The sequence below is a fragment of the Dongia sp. agr-C8 genome (assembly GCF_054658695.1).
Window position 1 is genome coordinate 241,304 of sequence record NZ_BAAGHZ010000005.1, and the last position, 23,007, is coordinate 264,310.

General features: G+C 66.7%; 23 protein-coding genes. 13 read left to right on the top strand and 10 right to left on the bottom strand.

The features are described 5' to 3' along the window. Positions 1-98: 98 nt before the first annotated feature. The 7 genes from ACYQ4T_RS25465 to ACYQ4T_RS25495 all read right to left on the bottom strand — a co-directional run bounded on the left by ACYQ4T_RS25465 (position 99) and on the right by ACYQ4T_RS25495 (position 7,689). Positions 99-1,364: a calcium-binding protein gene (locus tag ACYQ4T_RS25465; protein ID WP_459859438.1), complete on the bottom strand. Its 1,266-nt coding sequence runs from the start codon at positions 1,362-1,364 to the stop codon at positions 99-101. A 188-nt stretch (positions 1,365-1,552) separates the two neighbouring features. Then, a complete protein-coding gene (locus ACYQ4T_RS25470; protein WP_459859439.1) occupies positions 1,553-2,797 on the bottom strand; it encodes a calcium-binding protein in 1,245 nt (414 codons plus the stop codon). Positions 2,798-3,072: 275 nt separating this feature from the next. Next, a complete protein-coding gene (locus tag ACYQ4T_RS25475) occupies positions 3,073-4,311 on the bottom strand; it encodes a calcium-binding protein (RefSeq protein ID WP_459859440.1) in 1,239 nt (412 codons plus the stop codon). A gap of 168 nt (positions 4,312-4,479) precedes the next feature. After that, positions 4,480-5,622 (bottom strand): helix-turn-helix transcriptional regulator, encoded by a 1,143-nt coding sequence (locus tag ACYQ4T_RS25480; protein WP_459859441.1) that lies wholly within the window; start codon positions 5,620-5,622, stop codon positions 4,480-4,482. Continuing rightward, entirely contained in the window at positions 5,619-6,731 is a 1,113-nt protein-coding gene (locus ACYQ4T_RS25485; protein WP_459859442.1) for a helix-turn-helix transcriptional regulator, read from the bottom strand. Before ACYQ4T_RS25485 ends, ACYQ4T_RS25480 begins: the two co-directional genes overlap by 4 nt. A 127-nt stretch (positions 6,732-6,858) precedes the next feature. Then, on the bottom strand, positions 6,859-7,143 hold the full coding sequence (locus ACYQ4T_RS25490) for a hypothetical protein (RefSeq protein WP_459859443.1): 285 nt from the start codon (positions 7,141-7,143) through the stop codon (positions 6,859-6,861). Between the two features lie 27 nt (positions 7,144-7,170). After that, a complete protein-coding gene (locus ACYQ4T_RS25495; protein WP_459859444.1) occupies positions 7,171-7,689 on the bottom strand; it encodes a hypothetical protein in 519 nt (172 codons plus the stop codon). 190 nt (positions 7,690-7,879) lie between these two features. Here ACYQ4T_RS25495 and ACYQ4T_RS25500 point away from each other — a divergent pair, with 190 nt between their 5' ends. Next, positions 7,880-8,917, top strand: coding sequence for an NAD(P)H-dependent flavin oxidoreductase (locus tag ACYQ4T_RS25500; protein ID WP_459859446.1), 1,038 nt, complete (start codon positions 7,880-7,882; stop codon positions 8,915-8,917). Then, the gene (locus tag ACYQ4T_RS25505) at positions 8,914-9,777 is read left to right on the top strand and encodes a 5-formyltetrahydrofolate cyclo-ligase (protein WP_459859447.1); all 864 of its coding nucleotides are present in this window, start codon (positions 8,914-8,916) and stop codon (positions 9,775-9,777) included. The genes ACYQ4T_RS25500 and ACYQ4T_RS25505 overlap by 4 nt, the downstream gene beginning before the upstream one ends. Here ACYQ4T_RS25505 and ACYQ4T_RS25510 read toward each other — a convergent pair. Together ACYQ4T_RS25510 and secA are read right to left on the bottom strand one after the other, a co-directional pair. Then, positions 9,774-10,685: a hypothetical protein gene (locus ACYQ4T_RS25510; protein ID WP_459859448.1), complete on the bottom strand. Its 912-nt coding sequence runs from the start codon at positions 10,683-10,685 to the stop codon at positions 9,774-9,776. The genes ACYQ4T_RS25505 and ACYQ4T_RS25510 overlap by 4 nt on opposite strands. 104 nt (positions 10,686-10,789) lie before the next feature. Further along, positions 10,790-13,561, bottom strand: a complete 2,772-nt coding sequence (gene secA / locus ACYQ4T_RS25515) for a preprotein translocase subunit SecA (RefSeq protein WP_459859449.1) — start codon at positions 13,559-13,561, stop codon at positions 10,790-10,792. 270 nt (positions 13,562-13,831) lie between these two features. On the opposite strand from secA, the gene ACYQ4T_RS25520 reads away from it, so the two are divergent. The 9 genes from ACYQ4T_RS25520 to ACYQ4T_RS25560 all read left to right on the top strand — a co-directional run bounded on the left by ACYQ4T_RS25520 (position 13,832) and on the right by ACYQ4T_RS25560 (position 20,941). Then, a complete protein-coding gene (locus tag ACYQ4T_RS25520; RefSeq protein ID WP_459859450.1) occupies positions 13,832-14,854 on the top strand; it encodes a peptidylprolyl isomerase in 1,023 nt (340 codons plus the stop codon). A 67-nt stretch (positions 14,855-14,921) separates the two neighbouring features. Beyond that, positions 14,922-16,154: a bifunctional glutamate N-acetyltransferase/amino-acid acetyltransferase ArgJ gene (gene argJ / locus ACYQ4T_RS25525; RefSeq protein ID WP_459859451.1), complete on the top strand. Its 1,233-nt coding sequence runs from the start codon at positions 14,922-14,924 to the stop codon at positions 16,152-16,154. Further along, complete coding sequence (locus ACYQ4T_RS25530) at positions 16,135-16,737, top strand: GNAT family N-acetyltransferase (protein ID WP_459859452.1); 603 nt, start codon at positions 16,135-16,137, stop codon at positions 16,735-16,737. Before argJ ends, ACYQ4T_RS25530 begins: the two co-directional genes overlap by 20 nt. After that, entirely contained in the window at positions 16,737-17,150 is a 414-nt protein-coding gene (locus ACYQ4T_RS25535) for a (deoxy)nucleoside triphosphate pyrophosphohydrolase (protein ID WP_459859453.1), read from the top strand. The genes ACYQ4T_RS25530 and ACYQ4T_RS25535 overlap by 1 nt, the downstream gene beginning before the upstream one ends. Positions 17,151-17,230: 80 nt before the next feature. Then, positions 17,231-17,557 carry a hypothetical protein gene (locus ACYQ4T_RS25540; protein WP_459859454.1) on the top strand — a complete coding sequence of 109 codons (327 nt, stop codon included), beginning with the start codon at positions 17,231-17,233 and terminating at the stop codon, positions 17,555-17,557. A 208-nt stretch (positions 17,558-17,765) separates the two neighbouring features. Continuing rightward, positions 17,766-18,344 (top strand): FecR domain-containing protein, encoded by a 579-nt coding sequence (locus ACYQ4T_RS25545; protein WP_459859455.1) that lies wholly within the window; start codon positions 17,766-17,768, stop codon positions 18,342-18,344. Positions 18,345-18,493: 149 nt separating this feature from the next. Further along, complete coding sequence (locus tag ACYQ4T_RS25550) at positions 18,494-19,231, top strand: FecR family protein (protein ID WP_459859456.1); 738 nt, start codon at positions 18,494-18,496, stop codon at positions 19,229-19,231. Positions 19,232-19,402: 171 nt separating this feature from the next. Continuing rightward, positions 19,403-20,152 (top strand): FecR family protein, encoded by a 750-nt coding sequence (locus ACYQ4T_RS25555; protein WP_459859457.1) that lies wholly within the window; start codon positions 19,403-19,405, stop codon positions 20,150-20,152. A gap of 87 nt (positions 20,153-20,239) precedes the next feature. Then, positions 20,240-20,941: a FecR family protein gene (locus ACYQ4T_RS25560; protein ID WP_459859458.1), complete on the top strand. Its 702-nt coding sequence runs from the start codon at positions 20,240-20,242 to the stop codon at positions 20,939-20,941. On the opposite strand, the gene ACYQ4T_RS25565 is transcribed toward ACYQ4T_RS25560, so the two are convergent. After that, complete coding sequence (locus ACYQ4T_RS25565; RefSeq protein ID WP_459859459.1) at positions 20,938-21,831, bottom strand: methyltransferase domain-containing protein; 894 nt, start codon at positions 21,829-21,831, stop codon at positions 20,938-20,940. The genes ACYQ4T_RS25560 and ACYQ4T_RS25565 overlap by 4 nt on opposite strands. Positions 21,832-21,878: 47 nt before the next feature. Between ACYQ4T_RS25565 and ACYQ4T_RS25570 the strand changes: the two genes are divergently transcribed. Together ACYQ4T_RS25570 and grxC are read left to right on the top strand one after the other, a co-directional pair. Next, complete coding sequence (locus ACYQ4T_RS25570) at positions 21,879-22,628, top strand: double zinc ribbon domain-containing protein (RefSeq protein WP_459859460.1); 750 nt, start codon at positions 21,879-21,881, stop codon at positions 22,626-22,628. A gap of 87 nt (positions 22,629-22,715) precedes the next feature. Beyond that, positions 22,716-22,985, top strand: coding sequence for a glutaredoxin 3 (grxC, locus tag ACYQ4T_RS25575; protein ID WP_395016669.1), 270 nt, complete (start codon positions 22,716-22,718; stop codon positions 22,983-22,985). Positions 22,986-23,007: the final 22 nt, after the last annotated feature.

Here is a 23,007-nt window from a genome sequence, read left to right on the forward strand (position 1 = left end):
GCTTGGATCGCGCGCCGCTGCCGTAGCGGTGCACCGCAGGACCCGAGTGAGCACCTGCGGCGCGGGGCAGATCAATAATGCAAACGGACTATGGGGGCTTACGCCAGGCCGTTGTCGTACTGAATGTTGGCAACCGCGTGGAGCTGGCTCATGGTGTTCACCGAGGACAGCGCCTCGTTGCCGGAGAAGGTGATCGAGCCGCCGCCGGAGAACTCGATCACCAGCCAGCCGTTGGCGGTGTGATCGATACTGACGCTGCCGTCGTTCTTGTCCGCGCCGGTGAATTTCAGCACGTCGTGGGCGACGTCGAAGTCAACCATGGAGTCATTGCCGGTATCGGCGTTGACGTTGAAGAAGAAGATGTCGGCGGTGTTGAGCGCGGTGGCGTCGCCCCAGAGCTCGTCCGCGCCGGCGCCGCCGATCAGCCAGTCGACGCCGTCGCCACCGACCAGCTTGTCGTTGCCGTCGCCGCCGTCGAGATAGTCGGAATCGGCGCCGCCGGTGAGGCTGTCGTTGCCGCTGCCGCCGAACAGATAGTCGTTGCCACCCTCGCCGAGCAGGTAGTCGCGGTCGTTGCCGCCGTCGATCGAGTCGACGCCGCCGCCGCCATAGATGAGGTCGCTGCCGCTCTCGCCCTTGATGGTGTCATCGGAGCTGCCGCCGGTGATGTCGTCGTCGCCGGAGCCGCCCTCGATGATGTTCGAATCGGCCTCGCCGTAGATCTTGTCGTTGCCGGCGCCGCCGTCGATCGTGTCCTGGCCGGTGCCGCCATAGATCAGGTCGTTGCCGTCGCCGCCCTTGATCGTGTCCTTGCCGTCGCCGCCCTTCAGGACGTCGCTGCCGTCCATGCCGTAGAGCGCGTCGTCGCCGCCCTTGCCATGCAGCTCGTCCTTGCCGTCATAGCCGTAGAACCAGTTGGCGTTGTTGTCGCCGAGGATGAGGTCGTTGTAGAGCGAGCCGTTGATCTGCTCGATCTCCGACAGCGTGTCGCCATAAGCATCCGACTGGGCCGGGTTGGCCGGGTCGTTGTCGCCGCTGTTCGGCTGCGCGAGGTCGATGAAGACCGCGTCCGGCGAGTTGATGTAAGAGACGACGTCGAAGCCGCCGCCGCCGAACATCGCGTCCGCGCCGGCGCCGCCGTCCAGCCAGTCGTTGCCGGTGCCGCCGACCAGGATGTCGTTGCCGCCGGCGCCCAGCAGCTTGTCGTTCTGCGCGCCGCCGGTCAGCGTCTCGCCGGCGGCGGTGCCGGCCAGGGTCTGCGCGTAGCTGCGGTAGTAGCCCATCAGGGCCAAGTCGAAGTCCGTCGGGTAGGCGGGCGGCAGAGGGTTCTGCAGGATGGGCGGTTGGTTCGTCACCTGGGCCATCGAAGTCTCCCGTCAGGAAAGTTGCAGGTTCCTGAGAGGGGTCGCCGCGGCAGGGCAGCGAGGTTCGGCGCTGCGGAACCGAATGCCCGGCGCTGTGACGGTGGTCACGCGGAAAGGATCGGCGGGCAAAAAAGCAGCGGCGGGGCGCTGGTACCTGCCCCGCCGCCTTCCACCGCCGGCCTGTGCGCTCAAGCCATGCCGTCGGCGTACTGCACGTTCGCCAGGATATTCAGGTGAGTCATGTTGGTGACCGTGGCCAAGTCCGCGTTGCCCTCGAACACCACCTGGCCGCCACCCTCGAAGTTCAGCTGCAGCCAGCCTTCCTGGGTGTGGGCGACGGTGACATCGTCGCTGTTCTTGGCGACACCCGAAAGATCGATCACGTCGTTCTTGCGGTCGAAGTCGAGCACGATGTCGTCGCCGTTATCGCCGAACACGTCGAACTGGAAGATGTCCTTGGTGTTGAGCGCGGTGCCGTCGCCCTTCAGGATGTCGTCGCCGGCCCCGCCGTTATAGGTGTCGTTGCCGGCATCGCCGCGGAGCTCGTCGTCGCCTTCTTTGCCGCTCAGGTAGTCATCGTTCGCACCGCCGCCGAGGTCGTCATTGCCGGTGCCGCCATAGAGCGAGTCGTTGCCGGCTTCGCCGCGGAGCCAGTCCTTGTCGCCCTCGCCGTAGATCTTATCCCCGCCTTCGCCGCCGTAGATGCTGTCGATGCCCCAGTTGCCGTAGAGATAGTCGGTCTGGTCGCCGCCCCAGATCATGTCGTCGCCGGTGCCGCCGTTGATGGTATCGACGCCGGTCTCGCCATGCAGGTAGTCGTTGCCGGCGCCGCCGTCGATCGTGTCGGAGTCTTCCTCGCCGTGGATGGTGTCCACGCCGGCGGCGCCGTTGATGTAGTCCAGGCCGGTGCCGCCGAAGATCTTGTCGTCGCCGCCCATGCCGAGCAGCGCGTCGCTGCCGCCCTTGCCATGGAGCTCGTCGTTGCCGTCGTAACCGTAGAACTGGTTCGCCTCGTCGTTGCCGACCAGCAGGTCGTTGTAAAGCGAGCCGTTGACCTCCTCGATGTCGATCAGCGTGTCGCCGACGCTGTCGGCCTCGACGTTGTTGAGGGCGTTGTTGTCGCCGGTATGGCCGCTGCCGAGGTCGACGTAGACCGCGTCGGGGGAGTCGATGTAGCTGGCGACGTCCTGGCCATCGGCACCGCCGTCCAGCACGTCCTTGCCGGCGCCGCCGGAAAGCCAATCATTGCCGCTGCCGCCCTTCAGCGTGTCATCGCCGGCGCCACCCTCAAGCTTGTCGTCGAGGTTGCTGCCGTAGAGCGTGTTCGCGCCGGCGTCGCCGGTCTTGGTGACGGCGAAAGTGCGGTAGTAGCCCATCAGCGTCAAGTCGAGGATCTGCTGGGCGAGCTTCGGGTCGAAATTGAGCAAGGCCATGATGTTCTCCTGTCTCGAAAGGTTGCGTTGTCGTCGTTCAGGAGATCTGTCGCCGGCCGGTCGGGGCGGGTTTGGCTCAAATGCCGGGGAAACCGGGCCGGAGTGACCCAGCTCACGCAAAAAGACGGGGAAACGCGGCGTCGGACCGGCGAATTTCAGGATTTTCGGGCGGAGGACCGGAAAATGTAGGATTCGGATCGGACGCTCGCCGCGGCGCCCCAATAGCCACGGGCGGCGAGGAGGTTGCCCTCCCCGCCGCCCGGTGTCGGACCGCCTCAGATGATCGTGACGTCGGCGGTGGCGACGAGCTGGTTGAAGTCCTTCACGTCGGCCAGTTGCTGATTGCCGACGAAGGTCACCGAGGTGCCGCTCTCGAACTCGAGCTGCAGCCAGCCTTCCGCGGAGTGGTCGAGCGAGATGTCGTTGGGGTCGGATATGATGATCCGGATCTCGTCCCGCTCGACATCGAAGCCGAAGACCTTGTCGTCGCCTTCGTCGAGGTCTCCGTAGAAGTCGAAGACGTCGTAAACATCGATCCCGCTGCCGCCGTGGAGTTCGTCGTTGCCGGCGCCGCCGATGAGAACACCGCCATCGGAGTAGATGACATCGTCGCCGTCGTCGCCATAGAGCGAATCGGAGCTCTCACCGCCGTAGATGGTGTCGTTGCCGGTCCCGCCGTAGATCACATCGTAGCCTTCCTCGCCGTACAGGAAATCGTCGCCGGCTTCGCCATAGATCGTGTCGCCGGCAAAGGGATCCTGGTTGGAGTCATTGCCGCCGTAGATCGTGTCGTTGCCGGTGCCGCCGTGCAGGAAATCGCCGCTGTAACCGCCGTTGATGGTGTCGTCGCCGGCTTCGCCATAGATGGTGTCGGAACCGCTTTCGCCGTTGAGATGGTCGTTGCCGGCCCCGCCGTGGAGCGTGTCCTGGTCTCCACCACCCCAGAGCGTATCGTTGCCCAGGCCGCCGTTCAGATCGTCGTCACCGGCGTCGCCGCTGAGAATGTCGGCGCCGTCCATGCCGTAGAGCTTGTCGTTGCCCGCGCCGCCATACAGCTTGTCGGCGCCGTCATAGCCGAAGAAGGTGTTGACGTCGGCGTTGCCGACGATCTTGTCGGCGTAGCGCGAACCGTTGATCTGCTCGATCTCCGAAAGGATATCGCCGACGCTGTCCGCCACCGCGACATTCCCTGGTGCGTTGTCGCCGGTCGCGCCGGTGCCGAGATCGATGAAGACGCCGTCCGGCGAGTCGATGTAGCTCGCCACATCATGGCCGATGCCGCCGACCAGGATGTCCTTCCCGGCGCCGCCATTCAGCCAGTCGTTGCCGTTGCCGCCGGCCAGGGTGTCATCGCCGGCACCGCCGTTCAGCTTGTCGGCATAGATGCTGCCGACCAGGGTGTCGGCCCCCGCTCCACCAGTCTGGTAGCCGTAGAAAGTTCGATACCACCCCATCAGGTTGAGGTCGTAATCGCGCGTGTTGTCCGTGGGGTCCGTGTTGCTGTTCAAGGCCATGGTTCTCTCCTGTTCAAGAAGCTCTCGGCTTCCTGGAGAACGTCGCCTCAAGAATGAGACGGTTTGTCCCGCATGATGAGAGGTTCGGTGGGGTGTGACGTCCGTCACGCAAAAAACACGGACACACAGGCTGTTTACCGCAAGATATCAGGCATCCCGGCCTAGAAACTACGTTTTACAGGCATCAGATCCTTCATCGCCCCGGCGCCCGCTCGCGCCTGAATCCTCCTCAGGCGCGCAGGCTCCGAGCGCCAGGCGCAGGAGATCCGCCTGGCGGTGCACGCCGGTCTTCTGGAACAGGGTGCGCAGCTGGACCCGCAGCGTGTTCACGCTGACGCCGGATTCGTCGGCGATCTCGATCAGCCGCCGGCCGACGGTGAGGGCTGCCCAAAGCCGGGTCTCCGCCGGGGAGAGGCGAAAGGCGGCGGCCCAGGTGTCGAGGCCGCGCGGCGGCGGCGGCAGCTCCACCATCAGCGCGATGCGGCCCGACCACTCGGCGCGGTTCGGCCGGCGCAGCGGCATGACCCGGACGATGACCGGCGCCTTGGCGCCGGCACGGCGGAGAGCGAGGCTGCCAGGACCGACCGCGCCTTCGGGTGCCAACGCCGCGGCGAATGCCGCGACATCGGCGCGATGCGCGGCGCGCAGACGGCCGCCGGCGAGCCGCAGCAGCGTTGCCTCGCGCAGCAGCTGCTCACCCGCCGCGTTGGTGAAGCTGAGCCGGGCCTCGCGGTCCACCACCAGCACCGGCTGCCGCAACAAATGCAGCACCGTCTCGAACGCCATGCCCTCGCGCCGCACGCTGTCGAGCGCTTCCTGCATCCGGTAGGCGCGGCGGAAATGCGGCGCCAGCGCGGTCACCAGCGCCTGGATCTCGGGCGAGAAGAAGCCGTTCTCGTAGCTGCCCTGGATGCCGAACACCGCCATATGGCTGTGCGTCCGCTCGACCGGGCCGCCCATCGCGTAGAACAGCTTCTGCGGCCTGAGATGATCCTGGTAGAACTCGGTGCGCTTCAACTCGCTGTCGGGGATCAGCGCGGGGGTCTGCGCGACCGAGCCGACCGGCCAGGAGAGCCCGGCCTTGTGCCAAGGGTCGAGCGCGCCGTAATACTGCTCATAGCGTAGCAGCGTGTGCTCCTCAAAGCCTTCCATCCCGAGGATGCGCGACTGCCGGGTCACGTTGTGGTGGTCGTAGAAGATGCCGCTGCGGGCGCCGGTCTTGCGCACCAGCCGCAACATCACGTCGCTCCAGAGCGCCGGCTCGGTCGCGGCGTCGTAGATGCCGCCGATCAGGTCCGCGCCACTCGTCATCGCTCCGGCTCCCGCCCGCGCAGTTCCATGGCACGGCGCACCAGGTCGGCCTGGCGGTGCACGCCGACCTTGTCGAACAGCCGCGCGAGTTGGACCCGCAAGGTGTTGACGCTGACCTGCCGGCGGCGGGCGATCTCGGCCAGCGTCGCGCCGGTCGCGAGATCGGCCCAGAGCCGGGCTTCGGCCGCGGTCAGCCCGTAGAGCGCGGCGAGGCGGTCGGGCGAAGGATGCGCGGGCGAATCGACGTCGATCAGCAGCACGATCCGCCCGGCGGGATCCCAGCGGCCGTTGATCCGCAGCGGCACCGCCTGGACCAGCAGCGGACGGCGGCTGGCCGGACGTCGCAGGGCGGCGACCGCGCCGGCCTCTACCAGGGCGCCCAGCGGGTTCAGCAAGGTTGCAAAGGCGGCCCGGTCGTCGCGATGCGCGGCGGAGAGACGCCCGGCACTCAGTCGGATGCCGTCGCCCGCCTTCAGCATGCGCTCGGCCGCGTCATTGGCGAAGACCAGCCTGGCGTCGCGATCGACGATCAGCACGGCTTGCGGGACCACCCGCAACGTCTCCTCGAAAGTTTCGCGGTCGCGGCGCGCCCGGCCGATCGCGCTGTGCAGACGATAGGCGCGCTTCAGATGCGGCATCAGGGCGCCGACGAGCGCGACCGTTTCCTGGGGGAACCGGCCGTCTTCGTAGCCGCGCTGCACGCCGAACACCGCGATCCGACCGTCGGCTCGCTCGACCAAGCCGCCGAGGCCGTAGAACACGCCGGTGCGGCGCAGATAATCCTGGTAGAACTCGGTGCGGCGGAACTCATCCTCGGGCATCAGCATGTAGGTCGGCGCGGCGACGCCGACCGGCCATTGCATCACACGCGCGTTCCAGGGATCGAGCGCACCGTAATGCGCGACGTAGTCGCGCATGAACTCGGTGTTGAACTGGTGGAAACCGAGTGGCTGCGACTGATGGGTCACGACGTCGTGCTCGTAGAAAACACCGGTGCGACAACCGGTGGCCTCCACGATCCGTCCGATCGCATGCGACCACAGTTCCGGATCGGCCGCCGCATCGTAGATGCCGCCGACCAGGTCCTCCACCGCGTGTGCCTGTTCCATGCCGAGTCCCACCGACATAGACGACAACCGCCCCAGCTGAAGCGTGGTCCTTCGGACAGGGACCTGTCAATGGGTCGAAGCGCTCCGGCAGGAATACCCCGTTAATCATCGGCGGGACCCGCCGATCTCAATCGGTGACCCGCGGCTCTGGACGCGCCCGGTCCCATCGGCGCACCTCGTTGCCGCGCGGTATGCGCTTGACGGTCGTGGTCTTGTAGCCGTCCTCGTATTCCCAATGCGATGTGATGACCGTTTCGCCGGTCAGCGGATCGATGACCCGTTCCTCGGCGGTCAGGTCATAGCGGATGATCCGGGCATTGGATTGCCCCCGGGGATCGGCGCATGCGAAGGCCTGCGTCAGGATCATCACCGAGATCAGGCCGAAAGCCTTAAGGACTCTGCCCTGCATCATCTCGCCTCCCGAAATTGCCCGCGGATCTCAGAATTTGAACGCAGCACCGCGCAGCACGGCATCGACGCTGCGGTCGGTCTGCGCCGAGCTGTTGCTGCCGACCGAAACCGGGAGCTTCACGAGGTCCACGGTCATGTCGAAATAACGGATCGGCACTCCGTAGATCTCCGACAGCCGCTGCGCCTCGGTCTTGGTCCGGTCTTCGGTGGGCGGGAGCGGATCGAACTTGTAGATGTCGCCGGTGCGGACATCGATCAGGAAGATCGAGCCGGGCGCGTTGCGCTCCCGGAGGCCCCGCATGACGGCGTCGCGCTGCTCCGGGGTGATGGCCTTCCAGTCCTTGCCGCTGTAGACCCGATGCTCGTCCTTGAGCTCCTTGCGCTGGGCCTTGCTGAGCGGGTGGATCGGTTGCGGCGGCTGTGCCGGCTCGGTCTGGTCCGGCGCCATGGCCATCCGCGTGTTGGCGCGGACCTCGTCCTGGGTGGGCTGCGGCGGATCGTCGTCGGACCAGCTCGGCCCGCCGGACCATGCGAGCAGGAGTGACACCAAGAGTAACCGTGCCCCGATTTGCATCTTTGCCTCCGTTCGACCCGTCCCCACCCTGGACTTCACGCCGGAGCCCGGCATGGTTCAATAATGCAAACGGACTATTCGACGGCGCAGCGAGGCTATCGGATTGATCGCTATGCGATACTATGCCCCGAACGACAGGAGATGAGCCAGGAGATGCGGCACCATGGATGAGGCCACGGAAACCATCGTCACCCCGCTGACCGCGCGGCTGGGCTGCCGCCATCCGATCATTTCGGCGGGGATGGGCGGGCCGGCGCGCTCCGAGCTGGCCGCCGCCGTCTCGCAGGCCGGCGGATTCGGGCTCCTCGGCATGGTGCGGGAATCCCCGGCCCTGATCGCGCGCGAGATCGCCGCGGTCCGGCAGCGCACCAACCGCGCCTTCGGCGTCAACCTCATTCCCGCCTGCACCGCACCCAAGTTGCTCGAGGACGAGCTGGCGGCCTGTTTCGACGCCGGGGTGCCGGCGATGTGCTTCTTCTGGGACGTCGATGCCCAAGCCGTCGCCAAGGCGAAGCGCGCCGGCTGCCTGGTGCTCTACCAGGTGGGATCGGTGGCGGATGCCGTAAAGGCGGAGGATGCCGGCGCCGACGTGATCATTGTGCAGGGCGTCGAGGCGGGCGGCCATGTCTGGGGCCGCCGCGGGCTTTCGGTGCTGCTGCCCGAAGTCGCGGACGCGGTGGACGTCCCGGTCGCCGCTTCCGGCGGCATTGTCGACGGCCGCGGCCTGGCGGCGGCGCTCGCCTTGGGCGCCGACGGCATCCATTGCGGCACCGCCTTCCTCGCCAGCGTCGAATCCTTCGCCCACGACTATCACAAGCAGCGCCTGATCGAGGCCGGCCCCGATGCCACGGTGCACACCGATCTCTTCGTCATCAACTGGCCGAAGGGCGCCCCGGTTCGGGTCTTGAAGAACAGCCAAACCGAAGCCGCCGGCGACAAACTCTGGGGCTATGATCCGGACCAGATGCCACGCGAGATCATCGGTCATGACGATGGCGCACCGGTCCACCGCCATGACACGAACTCGCCATTGCGCCGAACCACGGGCGACCTGGAAGCGATGGCGCTCTATGCCGGTGATGGCGTGGCGCGGGTGACCGCCTCCCTGCCGGCGGGCGAAATCGTCGAACGGATCATGGCGGAAGCGATCGCGACGCTCCGCGGCAGTGCCGCGAAGATCGCGCCGGCCCGCGCCGGATGACCGGGGCTGCGGTCAAGGCCTGGCGTCGCGAGGCGCGCCAGAAGCTGCTGGCGGCACGCGCGGCGATGTCGGTGGCGGTCCGGGAGGAGCTTTCGTCCCGGCTGATCGAGCGCCTGCGGCCGGTGCTCAGGGATCGGCCGGCGCCGGTCTCCTTCTATTGGCCGATCAAGGCGGAGCCCGACCTCAAAACCTTGATGCGCGAACTGGACGCGGCGGGAGTCGAAGTCTGCCTGCCGGTCTGCATCAAGCTCGGCGCGCCGCTCAGCTTCCGGCGCTGGACCCGTGGCGCCAGGATGGAGCGCGGCTTCTGGGACATTCCGGTACCGGCCGATCCGACCGAAGTCCAACCCAGGACCTTGATCGCACCGATCGTCGGCTATGATCCGGCCGGCTACCGGCTCGGCTATGGCGGTGGATTTTTCGACCGGACGCTGGCGCAGCTCGGCGACGCGGCCGCGGCGATCGGCGTCGGTTTTGGCATGTTCCGCATCGCCACCATCCATCCCCAGCCGCACGACATCCCGATGGCGGCGATCGTCACCGAGACCGGCATGCACAACCGCGAGGACCCGGAGCGCGCATCGAAGGTCTGCGCCCTCGATGAAGCCGATGCCGTCTATGCCGGCTTCGCCACGGAGCCCGAAATCGCCGCCGCGCTCGCCGCGCTGCGCCGAGCCTTGCCGCCGGAGCGCCAGGCGCTCATCGACTACGCGCTGTGGCGGCTCGGCGCCGTGGCCGGAGCGATGCCCGATCCGAACGGCGCGCCGGACGAGACGCTGGCGGCGCTGCTGCCGCGCATACGCGACGATGCGCTGCATGCGACGCTCAAGGCGCTGCAGGCCACGCTGAAGAGCGCCTAGGGGTCCCTCAGCGGGCCGACCACCAGCCGGTCGCCTCGGATCTGCCGGTCCATGATCGTCAGTACGACCGGCAGCATGGCCATGTCGTAGAGCGACCAGGGCTGGATGCCGCTGCGGGCGAGCATGTAGCGGTATTGGAAGTAGGGTATCGCAAAGAGCGCGCCCTCCGGCACCATGAGCGCGAAGATGAGCCGATTCTCCGCGCCTTGGAACTGCGGGAGCCGCGAGAAATAATTGTGCAGCATCACCAGCCGCAGGTAACGCTGCACCGGCGTCTCCCGGAGCCAGGTCGCCATCAGCGCCACCTGGAAGCCCTGCAGGCTCCGGATCTCCTGGTGGCCGACCGCGCCGAAGCTGTGGAGATAGCGGAGTTCTTCCAGTCCCTGCCTGAGGGCGACCAGTGCCGCGAAGCGCTGGCGCGTGAGCGGGCTCCAGGTCCGGCGCGGCGGATCCCAGCCCTCGTCCAGCCAGTAGTATTCCGCGTCGGTCCAGGGACGGAACGCATCCGGCAGCAGCGCGCCATCGGGCAGCGGAACCTGCCAGATGTCGCCGGTGGAGACATCGATGACCAGGTCGGTGCCGTCCGGCATCGTATCCTGGATCTCATTCAGCATGTCGTTGCGCTCGTAGTCGTCCGCATCGAGCCACGCCTCGCCGTCGATCACCTTGGTGGCGCCGGCGGCCGTGGCCGCGGCCGCGTCGACCTCGTGCACCTCGAGCGGCGGCATGGCCGGGTCGGCGTCGTCAGCCGGGGTGAAGGCGATGGTGTCGTCGAACTCGTCGGCGGTGATGTCGAAGTCCGGGATCTGGTCGGACATTGCAGCCTGGGACATCCAGGCAAAGAACAGCAGCGCCAAGGCAGGAACCAAAGTCGTCGTCCGGCGCATTCCGCCCGCGAACCCGCGCATCTCAACCTCCCCGACCTGCATTCCCGCCCCTAGTCAGGGGCAGGTCCGGTGGCGAGGCAATAATGCAAACGGACTATGCGCCCTGGGCCGGGCGGTCGGACGAGCTAGGCGGTCAGGCGGCCGTGGCAGTGCTTGTATTTCTTGCCGGAGCCGCAGGGGCATTCGGCGTTGCGGCCGAGCTGCGGCCAGGTCGCCGGGTTGTTGGGATCGACCCCCGCCGGCAGGTCGGCCTTGGTCCGCGACGCGCCGTTGGTGGCGCCCGCACCCTGCGCAATCACCTGGCGCGCGCCGCCGCCCTGTGGCGCGGACGCGGGCGCTGCCGTGACGGCCGGCGGTGGGGCCGGCTCCTGGGCCCGGATCTCGACATGGGCGAGCAAGGTGGTGATCTGCTCGCGCAGGCGATCCAGCATCGCCTCGAACATCTCGAAGGCTTCGCGCTTGTACTCGTTCAACGGATCGCGCTGACCATAGGCGCGCAGGCCGATGCCGTGGCGCAGATGGTCGAGCGACAGCAGATGCTCCTTCCAGTTCTGGTCCAGGAGCTGCAGCAGCAGCGACTTCTCGATCGAGCGCATCACCTCGGGGCCGATGTTGGCGGCCTTCTCGGCCATCTTGCGGTCGACCGCGTCCATCACCCGCTCGCGGATCGCCTCGTCGGCGATGCCCTCTTCCTTGGCCCATTCGACCACCGGAAGATCGATGCCGAAGATGCGCAGCACCTCCTCATGCAGCCCGGCGGCATCCCATTGCTCGGCGAAAGCCTTCTCCGGGATATGCGCGGAGATCAGCGAATCCACCGTCTCCTTCCGCATGGTCGCGATCTCTTCCTTCAAGTCCTCGGCGGCCATCAGCTCGCGGCGCTGCTCGTAGATCACCTTGCGCTGATCGTTCATCACGTTGTCGAACTTCAGCAGGTTCTTACGGATGTCGAAGTTGCGCGCCTCGACCTTCTGCTGGGCCTTTTCCAGCGCCTTCGAGACCCAGGGATGTACGATCGCCTCGCCTTCCTTGAGGCCCAGGCGCTGCAGCATGCTGTCCATGCGCGCCGGGGCGAAGATCCGCATCAGGTCGTCTTCCAGCGAGAGATAGAACTTCGAGCGGCCGGGATCGCCCTGGCGGCCGGAGCGGCCGCGCAGCTGGTTGTCGATGCGCCGGCTCTCGTGCCGCTCGGTGCCGATGATGAACAGCCCGCCCGGGAAGGTCTCGGTCTTGTTCTTGGCGGCGTCGATGACCAGGACCTCGCCGGCCTTCAGCACCTGCTCGCGCTTGGCGGCGATGTCGGCCTTGATCTCGGCGATCTTCGCCTGGATCGCCGCGACGTCGGTCATCCCCGCGGTCTCGCGCTCGACCCGCATCTGCAGGTTGCCGCCCAACTGGATGTCGGTGCCGCGGCCGGCCATGTTGGTCGCGACCGTCACCATGCCGGGCACGCCGGCCTCGGCAATGATATGCGCCTCCTGCTCGTGGTAGCGGGCGTTCAGCACCGAATGCGGGATGCCCTTCTGCTTCAGCAGCGACGACAGCAGTTCCGACTTCTCGATCGAGACCGTGCCGACCAGGACCGGCTGGCCGCGCTCGCGCGCCTTCTTGATCTCCTCGATGATCGCGTCGTACTTCTCGCGGGCGCTGCGGTAGACCTCGTCTTCCTCGTCCTCGCGGCTGACCGGCTTGTTGGTCGGGATCTCGATCACGTCGAGGCCGTAGATCTCGGAGAATTCCGGCGCCTCGGTCATCGCCGTGCCGGTCATGCCGGAGAGCTTGGGGAACAGGCGGAAGTAGTTCTGATAGGTGATCGAGGCCAGGGTCTGGTTCTCGTTCTGGATCTCGACGCCTTCCTTGGCCTCGAGCGCCTGGTGCAGGCCCTCGGAATAGCGCCGGCCTTCCATCATGCGGCCGGTGAACTCGTCGATGATGACGACCTTGTTGTCCTTCACCACGTAGTCGACATCGCGGCTGAACAAGGTATGCGCGCGCAGCGCCTGGTTGGCGTGGTGCACCAGCGCGATGTTCGAGATGTCGTAGAGCGCGCCCTGCTTCAAGAGGCCGACGCCCTTCAGGAGCTGCTCGATATGCTCGGTGCCTTCCTCGGTGAAGGCGACATGGCGCGACTTCTCGTCCTTCTCGAAGTCGCTGGGTTTCAGATGCGCCATCAGCTTATCGACCTTGTTGTAGAGCTCCGAGTTATCCTCGGTCGGGCCGGAGATGATGAGCGGGGTGCGCGCCTCGTCGATCAGGATCGAATCGACCTCGTCCACGATGCCGTAGTTGAACGGCCGCTGGGTCATGTCCTCCAGGCGGAACTTCATGTTGTCGCGGAGGTAGTCGAAGCCGAACTCGTGGTTGGTGCCGTAGGTGATGTCGCAGGCATAGGCCTCGCGGCGCTGCGCGTCGTTGAGGCCGTGCACGATCACGCCGACGGTCAGGCCGAGGAAGCGGTAGATCTGCCCCATCCATTCGGAGTCGCGCTTGGCCAAGTAGTCGTTGACGGTAACGACGTGGACACCCTTGCCTTCGATCGCGTTGAGGTAGACCGGGAGCGTCGCGACCAGGGTCTTGCCTTCGCCGGTCTTCATCTCGGCGATCTTGCCCTGGTGGAGGACGACGCCGCCTTTCATCTGCACGTCGAAGTGCCGCTGGCCGAGGGTGCGGACCGCCGCCTCGCGCACCGTCGCAAACGCATCCGGCAGGATGTCGTCCAGCGTCTCGCCTTTCGCCAGGCGGTCGCGCAGCCAGGCGGTGCGGGCCTTCAGGGCTTCGTCGTCCAGCTTCTGGACTTCCGGCTCCAGCGCGTTGATCGCCGCGACCGTCGAATTGAGAGACTTGATGAAACGGTCGTTGGCGGATCCGAAGACCCGCTTGGCAAGCGCCGCGAACATGTTCAAAAAACCTTTGATTTCCGGCTTTATAGGTGGGCAACAGATAGGTCCCCCCGGACCCCCTGTCAACGGAGCAGGAAGTCACGGGAATCTCATCGATTTGCTTTGATTCGCTTGGATACTTTGCCCGGGTTTCCGCTTGTATCGGGTGGGGCGGTTCGGCATGATGCCGCCCGTTTGCGGCGCAAAACGCCGCCTTTCGGCCTCGATCTGGGAGTTGGAAGCAGAGGCCGGACCCGCGAACCCCGGAACCAGGAAAGATCCCGGCTAATGCCAAATGTGTCGTTTCGCGCCGCTCTGCTTGCCGGCGCCGTTGCCTTCTCGACTGCTGGATTGGTTCTGAGCGGCGGCCCGGCGGGCGCCCAGGACGCCACCACCAACACCACCAATACGGAAACCACGCCCCCCGCGCCGGACGCCCAGGCGCCCGCGACCGAGACGCCCGCGGCGCCGGCCGAGGCCGCGCCGGACGGCACCCCGATGCCGACCGCCAACGGCGCGCCGGCCCCCGCACCGGCCGATCCCGCGGAGGTGGTGGCGACGATCAACGGCACGCCGATCACCCGCCAGGACGTGCTGGATTCCGCGTCCGACCTGCCGCCGCAGTACCAGGCGCAGATCGACAAGCTGTTCCCGCAGCTGCTGAACCGTCTGATCGGGATCCGGCTGGTCGAGGCCAAGGGCCGCGAACAGGGCCTGGCCGACGATCCCGAGGTAAAGCGCATCGTGAAGCAGGCCGAGGAAGACGCGATCAGCCGGGTCTACATCCAGAAGATCGTGAGCGAGCGGGTCACCGAGGATTCGCTCAAGCAGGCTTACGACGCCGCCCTCGCCGAGAATCCGCCGCAGATCGAGATCCGCGCCAGCCACATCCTGGTGAAGACCGAGGAGGAGGCCAAGGAGATCATCAAGCAGCTCGAAGGCGGCGCCGACTTCGCGACGCTGGCCAAGGAGAAGTCGATCGACAAGGGCAGCGGCGAGCAGGGCGGCGACCTCAGCTGGTTCACCAAGGGCACCATGGTGAAGGAATTCTCCGACGCCGCCTTTGCCATGCAGCGCGGCGATGTCAGCAAGGTTCCTGTTAAGAGCCAATTCGGCTGGCACATCATCAAGATCACCGATTCGCGGATGCAGACCCCGGCGCCGTTCGAGCAGCGCAAGGACGATCTGCGCCAGGCCAAGACCCAGGAAGTGATCCACACCGAGGTCGAGGACCTGATCAAGGCGGCCAAGGTCGAATACGGCAAGGAAGAGTACAAACTGCCGTTGGCGCCCAGCAACCAGCCGCAATAGGCTAGACGACGCCAGAGCACCGCGTGCCTTCCGCGACGGAAGGCACGCGCATTTCGGGGGAAGTGAGATGAGCCACAAGGTCTCGCCGTTGGCGCCGACCCATGCGCCGCAACTGTCGGCGATCGACGGCGTGCGCCTTGCCATCCGCGAATGCAACATCCGCTACAAGGGGCGCCCCGACGTCATGCTGATGGAGCTTGCCCCCGGCTCGACCATCGCCGGCGTGCTCACCAAGTCGCTCTCCCCCTCCGCCGCGGTCGATCTCTGCCGCAAGCATCTCAAAGCCGGCAAGGCGCGGGCGATCCTGGTCAATGCCGGCAATGCCAACGCCTTCACCGGCAAGCTCGGCAAGCAGGCCGCCGAGGCCTGCGTCGATGCCGCGGCGAAGACCCTGGGCTGCAGAAAAGGCGAGATCTTCGTCGCCTCGACCGGCGTGATCGGCGAGCCGCTGCCGGCCGATAAGATCACCGCCAACCTCCCCGCGCTCAAGGCCGCGCTGAAGGCCGACGCCTGGGCGGAAGCGGCTGCGGCGATCATGACGACGGATACCTTTCCCAAGCTCGCCTCCCGCGAGGCGAAGATCGGCGGCGTGACCGTCACCCTGAACGGCATCTGCAAGGGCTCCGGCATGATCGCGCCGGACATGGCGACCATGCTGGCCTTCGTCGCGACCGATGCGAAGCTGCCGGCCGACATCCTGCAGACCCTGCTCGCCAAGGGGGCCGACAAGTCGTTCAACTGCATCACCGTCGATGGCGACACCTCGACCAGCGACACGCTGCTGCTGGCGGCCACCGGCCAGGCCAAGAACCCGAAGCCGAAATCCGCCGGCGATCCGCTGCTGAAGGAATTCCGCGCCGCGCTCGATTCATTGCTGACCGATCTCGCGGTTCAGGTGGTGATGGACGGCGAGGGCGCGGAGAAGCTGGTGACCATCGACGTGACCGGCGCCGCCAGCGCCGGCGCGGCGCGGCGCATCGGCCTCTCGATCGCCAACTCGCCGCTGGTGAAGACCGCAATCGCCGGCGAGGACGCGAACTGGGGCCGGATCGTGATGGCGGTCGGCAAGGCCGGCGAGAAGGCCGAGCGCGACAAGCTCGCGATCAAGATCGGCGGCGTGCTGATCGCCGCCAAGGGCCAGCGGGTCGCCGATTACGACGAGGCGCCGGTCGCCAAGCACATCAAGGGCCGCGACATCCGGATCGAGGTCGATGTCGGCGTGGGGACGGCCAAGGCGCGGGTCTGGACCTGCGACCTCACCCACCGCTACATCGAGATCAATGCCGACTATCGCAGTTGAGCTGACGACCGAGCGGCTGCGCCTGCGGCCGCTCCATCCGGCCGACGCCCCCGCGATTGCCGAACAGGTCAACGACTGGGACGTCGTGCGCTACACGACCTCGATCCCGTTTCCCTATGACCGCGCCATGGCCGAGGATTTCATCGCCAGCCAGCAGAAGCGCTGGCAGGCATGGTCCGGCAGCCAGGTGCCGGATGAGGAAGTTGCCTTCGCCATCGAGCGGAACAGCGACCGGCGGCTGATCGGCTGCATCGGCCTGCAGCCCGCCGAAGCTGGGCCCGAGGCTGCCGAGGGGGGCCTGGAGTTCGGCTACTGGCTCGGCAGGCGCCATTGGGGCCAGGGCTACGCCACGGAAGCCGTGGGCCGGCTGGTGCGCTTCGGCTTCCTCGATCTCAACCTGCCGGAGATCTGGGGCGCCGCGGTGCCGAACAACGATGCCTCGCATCGCGTGATGGAGAAGAACGGCTTCGTCATCGTCGGCGCCGGCGAGCGGCCGTCCGACGTCCGCGGCCATCCCCTGCCGGTGATCCTCCGCAAATTGACGCGCGCGCAATGGGCGGCGGCGCAGGCGACCACCGTCTGATGACCGAGCCCGGCCTGCCGATCCTGACCGTCGTTGCCGTCGCCCTGGTCGACGCGGACGGTCGCGTGCTGCTGGCGCAACGTCCCGAAGGCAAGCCGATGGCCGGGCTCTGGGAATTTCCCGGCGGCAAGATCCATCCGGGCGAGAGCCCCGAAGCGGCGCTGATCCGCGAACTCAAGGAAGAAATCGATATCGATGTGACGGAGGCCTGCCTCGCCCCCTTCACCTTCGCCTCGCATCGCTACGAGAAATTTCATCTGCTGATGCCGCTCTATGTCTGCCGGCGCTGGAAGGGGGCGATGCGGCCACGCGAGGGCCAGACCCTCGCCTGGGTGCGGCCGTTGAAGCTCGGCGATTACCCGATGCCGCCGGCCGACAAGCCGCTGATCGCGATGCTGCAGGACCTGCTGTGAGCTTGGTGAGCTTGCTCACTGTTGCGTAGAGTCGGGCGCCTTTATGTGGAGCTTCCCACATCAAAGGAGATCGACCGATCATGCATTCCAAATGGCTTCTGACCCTCGGAACCGCGACTTGGCTGATCCTGGCCAATACGGCCTTCGCCGAGGAGTTCAACACCGGCGGCAGCGATGCCGTCGATACCAAGACCACCAGCGAGGCCGCCGACGGCGCGGCTGACGCCACGGACGGGGGCGGCTTCTCCACCCGCGGTGGCGGCAATGTCGAGCATCGCCGCAACGACCATTCCGGCCCGAGTGGACGAGCCTCCTCCTCCTACGGCGGTGATTCCGGCCGCGGCCCGTCGGGCGGCGGCGAAAGCGGCGGCGAAAACGGCGGCAGCGACGGCGGCGACGTCGACTGACCCACTGCCAAGGATGCCGGCGCAGCCCCAGTCGATCGCAGGCGGGACCGCGCCGGCATCATCATCGTTATCATCGTTGCATCAGGCTCTGTGATGGGCATCACGCCGCTTGGTTGAACATGTGCGGCGCGTCACTCGACCCAATGCGTCGGGGCGCGTAATTGTCGGCCCCGTTCATCGAAAACTAACCTTACCCAGGAGACTCTCGATGCGTACCCAAATCATCGCCGCGGTCGCGGCCGCTTTCACTGCAGCGATCAGCAGCGCGGCGCTCGCCAGCGACGCCGGCCTGGTGGAGACCGTCGCAGAGACCGCCTACGGCACTGCGCCGAGCCAAACCAAGGTCGAGAAGCACGCGGGCGACGTGGTTCAGCATCGCGAGCTGCTGGAGACCACGAAATCCGGCGGCATGAAGGTGAAGTTCACCGACGGCTCGAAGCTCGACCTCGGCGCCGACAGCAAGGCTTTCATCGTCGCTTATGTCTACAAGCCGGAGCAGAAGGTGACCAACGCCATCGTCTCGCTGCCGGAAGGCAAGATGCATTACGTGACCGGCGCGATGCCGATGAACCGCACCACGATCTACACGCCGACCGCGACCATGCAGCTGAACGGCGCCGACATCACCGTCGGCGTGAATGAGCGCGGCAACACCCATCTCATGGTGGAAGAAGGCGTCGTCACCGTGCACTCCCGCACCACCGGCCAGGAACTGGTGTACAATGCCGGCGAGAGCGTGGACATCACGCCGAACGGCGTCACCACCAGCACCGCGGAACTGCATTAATCCAGGCGGAGCCGGGCGCGGCATGGGTTCTGCTGTTCGCGCCCGGTTGCCGACTGTGACCAAGATCACTCGACGGAATGCCGAACCCCTTCTAATTCAGCGGCAATCGCGTCGGAAAGCACCGGAAGGACCTTAAGGGGAGCCCGATCATGCGCTCGATCCACACCGCCATCGCCACCATATTGTTCGGCGCGACCACGGTCGCCGTCGCTTATGGTGCCGCATCCACCATGCCGGTGGGCGACGTCGAGGCGGTGCAGGAAACGGCCTATGGCACGCCGCCGTCGGCCGCGCGCGAAGCCAAGCACCAGGGCGACGGCGTCGTCTTCCAGGAGATGCTCGAGACGCTGGCCAAGAGCGGCATGCTGGTGAAATTCACCGACGGCTCGAAGCTGACGCTGGGCGCCAACAGCAGGGTCCTGGTCGACAATTTCGTCTATGCCCCCGGCGACGCCAACAGCAAGGCGCTGATCTCGATCCCGGCCGGCGCGCTGCGCTACGTGACCGGCGAGATGCCGAAGGGTCAGACCACGATCGACACGCCGACCGCCACCATGGTGCTGCGCGGTACCAATGTAAAAATCCTCACCGATGGCAGCAACACGCTGCTGGTGGTCGAGGAAGGCAGCGTCAAGGTCCACAGCAAGCAGACCGGCCAGGATACGATCGTCGAGGAAGGCGACAGCCTCGAGATCAGCAACGCCGGCTTCGGCGCCAGCGATGAGGACGAGACCGGCGACCCGGCGGTCGATGACGGCATCAGCCAGCAGACCGACAACGGCGGCAACAAGGACAATCCCGAGCAGCGCCGCGGCGGGGAACGCAATACGCCTTCCCGAAATACGCCGAGCGGCGGCAACAGCGGCGGCGGCGGCACGCCGGGCTAGGACGCACTGGAATCAATCGGCCGGGCCGGGCTGATCTCGATCAAGCCCGGCCCATCGCCGTTACAGGAGAGAATTGGTTTGAGTTGAGTGCATGCCTTCATGCCGAAGGCATCGTGAAAAAAGCGACACCGGCCCGAAATCGCGGCCGATTTGTGACTGGGGAGTCATCCATTGAAAAAGAGTTTGAAGGTCGCCGCGACCGTCGCGGCGATGAGTGTCCTGTTGCGCACCGGGATCGCCGAGGCACTGGATGTCGGTGCGATGGAAGAGGTTCGCCAGAACGTCTATGGCGTGCCGCCGCAAGGTGGCGAGGCAGTCAAGCGCAAGGGCGATCCGGTCGTCTTCCAGGAAACGCTGCAGACCCTGGACGAAAGCGGGGCGCTGATCCGCTTCATCGACGACTCGAAGCTCAGCCTGGGCGCCAAGTCCAAGGTGCTGATCGACGCGTTCGTGTTCGATCCGAAGAATGCGAAGGGCAATGCGCTGATCGAGATCTCGGTCGGAACCTTGCGCTTCGTCACCGGCGACATGCCCAAGGGCGGCGTCGTCATCAAGACGCCGACCGCAACGCTCACGCTGCGCGGCACCGATGTGCTGGTGCACGTGCACCCGGACGGCACCACCGACACAACCGTCTATGACGGCAAGGTGGAGGCGCAAAACATGGTCACCAACGAGGTGACCAACATGCTGCCGGGCGAAGGCTCGACCATCGGCGTGGGCGGCACGACCAGCTACGACACCGACGAGACACCCGACCTTGGCACCGCCAACGCCGGCGGCCGGAGCTACGACGTGCCCGAGCACCGGCGCGGTGATTCGCCGGCGCCGGAGCGGCCGACCACGGATAGAACGGCGGGCGGCGACGCCGGCGGTGACGATGGCGGTGGAGACGACGACGGCGGCTGCGACTGCATCTGACGCGCCGGCTACGCGCGGGACGGCAACCGCTGGACCCTGATCCGGGGAGCCCGTAAGCTGGGTATCGGATCGATGAGGAGATCATCCTTGGGCCGTTGTTCGGGACTTGCCGCTGCCGTCGTGACCGGATGGTGCCTGCTGGCCGGCGCGACCGCCGCGGCGGCGACCGAGGTCGGCGCGATGGCGGAAGTCCAGCGCACCGTCTATGGCGTGCCGCCGCAGGGCAGCCAATCGGTCAAGCGCCAGGGCGATCCCGTGCTGTTCCGCGAGGCGCTGGAAACCGTCGAGAGCAGCTCGGCCCTGATCCGCTTCATCGACGACTCGACGCTCGCGCTCGGCGCCAAGTCGAAGGTGCTGATCGATGCGTTCGTGTTCGATCCGGCCAAGGCCGAGGGCAACGCCCTGATCCGGATCTCGGTCGGCACTTTGCGCTTCGTCACCGGCGAGATGCCGAAAGGCAAGACCGTCATCAAGACGCCCACCGCCACGCTGGTGCTGCGCGGCACCGACGTGACCGTGCATGTGCATCCCGACGGCACCACCGACGCGACCGTCAACGAAGGCAGCGTCGACGGCCACAACGACATCACCAACGAGGACCTCGACATCGCGGAAGGCCAGGGCGCGACCTTCGGCAACGGCGGCAGCGGCGGTTTCGGCGGCACCATTCCCTCGACCGGTTCCGGTGACGGTGGCGATGCCGGCAGCAACCCGGAGCAGCGCCGCGGCGGCGGCTCCACGCACAGCAATACCGGGCCGGGCAGCAGCAGCCCGGGTCCGAGCAACTAGTCCCGCATCGGGCGGAGCACTTCGCCGAGGTTGACCTTGCCGCTGCCGCGGCGCGCCGGCTGCTGCTGGGATTCATGCGGCGCCCAGCCGGTCAGGAAGATCAGCCGGAAGCTTGCCGGGATGCGCCCATCCGGCATCGCAAACCTCTCCTGGTAGAGCCTCGCCGCGCGGGCAATCACGGCCCGCCGGGTCGGCCGCTTCAGCCGCGCATCGAGGATGTTCGTCTCGCCCATGGCGCGGAGATCGCCCAGCAAGGGCATCATCCCGGCATAGGTCACGGTCACGGCCTCGACATCGGCGACCGGTAGCGCGAAGCCCGCGCGCTGCAACAGTCCGGCGGCGTCGCGGAGATCGGCGAAAGGTGCGACGCGGGCGCTGGCGCCGCCGGTCTCGGCGATCTCGGCCTCCATCAGCACGCTGCGCAATTCAGCCAACGTACCGGCGCCGAACAGCACCGCGAGGAAGAGGCCGTCCGGCTTCAACACATGCCGGATCTGCGCCAGCGTCCCCGGCAGGTCGTTGGTCCAGTGCAGCGAGAGGTTGGCGAGCACCAGGTCGAAACTCTCCGGCGCGAAGGGTAAGGCCTCCTCGTCGAGCTGCAGCACGCGACCACCTGCCTGGCGCAGCATGCCCAAGGAAAGGTCGCCCTGGATCAAGGTCTCGACCCCGCCCCGCCCGAGCATCAGGCGGCCCAGCAATCCATCGCGGCTGCCGAGGTCGAGCGCCCGCGGAAAGCGCCGTTTGACGTCGTCCAGGCGGTCGAGCATCCGCTCGCCGGCTTCCGCGAACAGGAAGTCGCGCTTGGGGTCGAGGATTTGCGCGACGCGGTCTCGCCGCCGTCGCAGCAGGGCGCGGTCGAAAATCTTCGGCGGGGTCGCGGGCGGGGTCATGCGCGCAGTACTAGAGCATCGCGCCGCGGCCCGCTAGACTGACACCCATGCTGCAGAATCTGGGGCGCCTCTCGGGCCGCGTCTCCCGCATCGTGCTCGATGCGGTGCTGCCGCCGCGCTGCCTGAAATGCGGCGATATCCTGAGCCAGGCGCAAGGCCTCTGCCCGGATTGCTGGCGCAAGCTGAGCTGGCTCGGGGCACCCTGCTGTGGCTGCTGCGGCCAGCCCTTCCCCTTCGATGCCGGTGCAGAGTCGCTCTGCGGCGCCTGCCTGCAGAAGCGCCCGGCCTATGACCGGGCCCGCGCCGTCTTCCGCTATGACGACGAAAGCCGCGACCTGGTCATCGGGTTGAAACATGCCGACCGCACCGAGAGCGTCCCGGCCCTGGCCGGCTGGATGTGCCGGGCCGGCGCCGCGCTGCTGGAATCAACCGATCTGATCGTGCCGGTGCCGCTGCACTGGACCCGCCTGGCCACCCGCCGCTTCAACCAAGCCGCGCTGCTCGCCCAGGCGATCGGCCGCGCGGCGGGATTGCCGGTCCTGCCCCAGGCGCTCAGCCGGCGCCGGGCCACGCGGAGCCAGGGCCATCTCGGCCGGCTCGCCCGATTCCGCAACGTGAAGGGCGCCATCGCGGTGGCCAAGCGCCAGGCGACGGCCGTCTCCAACCGCCGCATTCTCCTGATCGACGACGTGATCACCACCGGTGCCACGGTCGAATCGGCCGCTAAGGCCTTGATTTCGGCTGGCGCCCGGAATGTCGATGTCCTCGCCCTGGCGAAGGTGGTGCGGGCCGATTAACCGGTGTCGAGCCTTGCCAAAATGGACAGGAGAGGCGATCTATTAAGGAACCCCGTGGGAGGGTTGGTCCCACCTCAATGGTGTGAAATGGCCAAAGTCGAAATCTACACGACCATGATCTGCCCCTACTGCTACCGCGCGAAGCGTCTCTTCGACGATCGCCAGGTACCGTATGAGGAGATCGACGTCATGGCGGATTCCAAGCGCCGGGCGGAGATGGTGCAGCGGGCCGGCGGCCGGACTTCGGTGCCGCAGATCTTCATCAACGGAAAGCATGTCGGCGGCAGCGACGATTTATACGCGCTTGACCGCGCCGGGGGTCTCGCCCCCATGCTGGCCCAACCGGCCGCGGAGTAGCGCGACCGCAATCTCAGGAGTG

Excerpts from the sequence above, each read along its gene's own strand:
- ACYQ4T_RS25545 (WP_459859455.1), top strand. The coding sequence starts at position 17,766 with ATGCGTACCCAAATCATCGCCGCGGTCGCGGCCGCTTTCACTGCAGCG.
- ACYQ4T_RS25465 (WP_459859438.1), bottom strand. The coding sequence starts at position 1,364 with ATGGCCCAGGTGACGAACCAACCGCCCATCCTGCAGAACCCTCTGCCG.
- ACYQ4T_RS25565 (WP_459859459.1), bottom strand. The coding sequence starts at position 21,831 with ATGACCCCGCCCGCGACCCCGCCGAAGATTTTCGACCGCGCCCTGCTG.
- ACYQ4T_RS25485 (WP_459859442.1), bottom strand. The coding sequence starts at position 6,731 with ATGGAACAGGCACACGCGGTGGAGGACCTGGTCGGCGGCATCTACGAT.
- ACYQ4T_RS25475 (WP_459859440.1), bottom strand. The coding sequence starts at position 4,311 with ATGGCCTTGAACAGCAACACGGACCCCACGGACAACACGCGCGATTAC.
- argJ (WP_459859451.1), top strand. The coding sequence starts at position 14,922 with ATGAGCCACAAGGTCTCGCCGTTGGCGCCGACCCATGCGCCGCAACTG.
- ACYQ4T_RS25540 (WP_459859454.1), top strand. The coding sequence starts at position 17,231 with ATGCATTCCAAATGGCTTCTGACCCTCGGAACCGCGACTTGGCTGATC.
- ACYQ4T_RS25510 (WP_459859448.1), bottom strand. The coding sequence starts at position 10,685 with ATGCGCGGGTTCGCGGGCGGAATGCGCCGGACGACGACTTTGGTTCCT.
- ACYQ4T_RS25520 (WP_459859450.1), top strand. The coding sequence starts at position 13,832 with ATGCCAAATGTGTCGTTTCGCGCCGCTCTGCTTGCCGGCGCCGTTGCC.
- ACYQ4T_RS25490 (WP_459859443.1), bottom strand. The coding sequence starts at position 7,143 with ATGATGCAGGGCAGAGTCCTTAAGGCTTTCGGCCTGATCTCGGTGATG.
- ACYQ4T_RS25470 (WP_459859439.1), bottom strand. The coding sequence starts at position 2,797 with ATGGCCTTGCTCAATTTCGACCCGAAGCTCGCCCAGCAGATCCTCGAC.
- secA (WP_459859449.1), bottom strand. The coding sequence starts at position 13,561 with ATGTTCGCGGCGCTTGCCAAGCGGGTCTTCGGATCCGCCAACGACCGT.
- ACYQ4T_RS25550 (WP_459859456.1), top strand. The coding sequence starts at position 18,494 with ATGCGCTCGATCCACACCGCCATCGCCACCATATTGTTCGGCGCGACC.
- ACYQ4T_RS25500 (WP_459859446.1), top strand. The coding sequence starts at position 7,880 with ATGGATGAGGCCACGGAAACCATCGTCACCCCGCTGACCGCGCGGCTG.
- ACYQ4T_RS25530 (WP_459859452.1), top strand. The coding sequence starts at position 16,135 with ATGCCGACTATCGCAGTTGAGCTGACGACCGAGCGGCTGCGCCTGCGG.
- ACYQ4T_RS25505 (WP_459859447.1), top strand. The coding sequence starts at position 8,914 with ATGACCGGGGCTGCGGTCAAGGCCTGGCGTCGCGAGGCGCGCCAGAAG.
- grxC (WP_395016669.1), top strand. The coding sequence starts at position 22,716 with ATGGCCAAAGTCGAAATCTACACGACCATGATCTGCCCCTACTGCTAC.
- ACYQ4T_RS25570 (WP_459859460.1), top strand. The coding sequence starts at position 21,879 with ATGCTGCAGAATCTGGGGCGCCTCTCGGGCCGCGTCTCCCGCATCGTG.
- ACYQ4T_RS25480 (WP_459859441.1), bottom strand. The coding sequence starts at position 5,622 with ATGACGAGTGGCGCGGACCTGATCGGCGGCATCTACGACGCCGCGACC.
- ACYQ4T_RS25535 (WP_459859453.1), top strand. The coding sequence starts at position 16,737 with ATGACCGAGCCCGGCCTGCCGATCCTGACCGTCGTTGCCGTCGCCCTG.